The sequence below is a fragment of the Myxococcus llanfairpwllgwyngyllgogerychwyrndrobwllllantysiliogogogochensis genome (assembly GCF_006636215.1).
GTDB lineage: Bacteria > Myxococcota > Myxococcia > Myxococcales > Myxococcaceae > Myxococcus > Myxococcus llanfairpwllgwyngyllgogerychwyrndrobwllllantysiliogogogochensis.
In genome coordinates, this window is sequence record NZ_VIFM01000498.1 from 1 (window position 1) to 2,349 (window position 2,349).

At 66.0% G+C, this 2,349-nt stretch carries 1 protein-coding gene; it reads left to right on the forward strand.

The genetic code is table 11. The annotated features are described in order from the left end of the window. The first annotated feature begins 88 nt into the window (after positions 1–88). Positions 89–1,735 carry a signal recognition particle protein gene (gene ffh, locus FJV41_RS48785; RefSeq protein ID WP_141649456.1) on the forward strand — a complete coding sequence of 549 codons (1,647 nt, stop codon included), beginning with the start codon at positions 89–91 and terminating at the stop codon, positions 1,733–1,735. The last annotated feature ends 614 nt before the right edge of the window (positions 1,736–2,349 follow it).

Here is a 2,349-nt window from a genome sequence, read left to right on the forward strand (position 1 = left end):
GGGCCGGGTGCCCGGCTCTCCACTCTTCGACGTCCGGGATGCGCTCCACGGTCGCATCCCACCTTCCCCCTGTTATAAAGCGCCCCCCATGCTTGAGACCGTCACCAAGGGCTTCCGCGCCGCCAAGAACCGCCTCGCCGGCAAGAGCGAGCTCACCCCCGAGCTGGTCGACGAGTCGCTGCGCGACATCCGCGTCTCGCTGCTCGAGGCCGACGTCGCCTTCGATGTGGTGAAGAAGTTTGTCGCCCGCGTCCGCGAGAAGGCCGTGGGCGAGCTCGTCCAGACGACCATCACCGATGCCTCGGGCCAGAAGCGCAAGGTCAGCCCGATGGACCACTTCATCAAGATCTGCCACGACGAACTCGAGGCGCTGATGGGGCCGGTCGACACGAGCCTGAACCTCAAGCCCAAGGGGCAGCTGTCCGGCATCATGATGGTGGGCCTCCAGGGCTCCGGTAAGACGACGACCACCGGCAAGCTCGCCAACCGGCTGCTTCAGCAGGGGCGCAAGCCGCTGCTCGTCGCCGCGGACATCTACCGTCCCGCCGCCGTGGATCAGCTCAAGGTGCTGGGTGAGCGGCTCAAGGTGCCCGTCTACCACGAGCCCGGCGTGCAGCCGCCCGAGCTGGCGAAGCGAGGTTATGCCGCCGCTCGCGAGCAGAAGTGCGACGTGGTGATCATCGACACCGCCGGTCGGCTCGCCATCGACGAAGCGCTGATGAACGAGCTGGAGTCCATCAAGACCAACGTCCACCCGGACAACATCCTCCTGGTGTGTGACGCGATGATTGGTCAGGACGCGGTGCGCACCGCGGCCGAGTTCGACCGGCGCCTGAGCCTGGATGGCTTCATCCTGACGAAGCTGGACGGCGATGCTCGCGGCGGCGCGGCGCTCTCCATCAAGGAAGTCACCGGCAAGCCCATCAAGTTCCTCGGCATGGGCGAGTCGATGGACAAGCTGGAGGAGTTCCGCCCGGAGGGCCTCGCCGGTCGCATCCTCGGGTTCGGCGACATCGTCGGCCTGATGAAGGACTTCGAGAAGGTCGTCGACGAGAAGAAGGCCGAGGACGACGCGCGCAAGCTCCTGTCCGGCCAGTTCTCGATGAAGGACTTCGTCGAGCAGATCCGCATGGTGCGGAAGATGGGTCCGCTCAAGGACCTGCTGGAGAAGTTCCCCCTCTTCGGCGACCTCACCGACCAGCTCAACCCGGACGAGAAGGAGCTGACCAAGATTGAGTCGATGTACGACTCGATGACGGAGAAGGAGCGCCTGCGTCCGGACCTCATCAACTCCAGCCGGATTGGCCGCATCGCGAAGGGCAGCGGTCGCAAGCCGGAGGACGTGCGCGAGCTGCTCCAGAAGTTCGGGATGATGCAGCAGGTGATGGGCACCATTGGCCAGAACCCGGGACTCCTCGGCCGAATCCCTGGCTTCAAGCAGCTGGGGCAGCTGTCGCAGATGCGGAACATGGACCTCTCCAGCATGTTTGGTGGGGACCCCAAGATGATGGAGAAGATGATGAGCGGCGGCATGCCCGGCATGGGGATGCCCATGCAGTTGCCGCAGGTGGCCCCTGGCTACACGCCTCCCATGGGGCAGGCCGCCATGGCGAAGGCCCGCCTCATGGGCTACGCCCCGCCCGCCGCGAGTGGGAAGCCCGAGGACCGCGACGCCATCAAGGAGCGCCGCAAGCGGGAGAAGGACAACAAGAAGAAGAACCGGAAGAAGAAGTAGGACCGAGGCCTCGAGGTCCACGACGGTGAAGCCCGTGCTGCTCGGAGGAGTCCGAGAGGCGCGGGCTTCTCGTTTCACGGGGTGTGGCGGTTCGCGGGATGGAGGTCCGGGATGGCGGACGGGCTGCGCTGGGGGCAACAGGCCCGCTCACGCGGGCCTGACGCGGCCGTGGTAGGCATCTGGGTGCCGGGCCAGGCACTCGTGACGGTGCCTGGCTGTGGAACGCCCTCTGCACTGACGCCCTTCATGACGAACCGACTTCGCCTCTCCGTCCCCCTCGCCGCCGTCGTCCTGCTTTTGGGGTGCATCGATGTTCCGGACATCGTGGACCCGCCAGATGCGGGCCAGCCCCCCGCCGATGCCGGCCAACAACAGGATGGAGGAGGCACGCCTGACGCCGGGCCTGCCGATACGCTCCCACCAACCATTCGGACGACAACACCGCTAGGAGGAGCCACTCAGGTTTCCATCCATACGGGCCTGGTGCTGACCCCCTGTGTCAGGGAAGATGTCGCCTCGGCTGACGTGCCGAGCTGACGACGCCCTGGGGGCGAGCGCAGGCGGTTGAAGTGCCGTACACAGACGCATTCAAGGCGCAGATGGTGAAGCGGATG

Excerpts from the sequence above, each read along its gene's own strand:
- ffh (WP_141649456.1), top strand. The coding sequence starts at position 89 with ATGCTTGAGACCGTCACCAAGGGCTTCCGCGCCGCCAAGAACCGCCTC.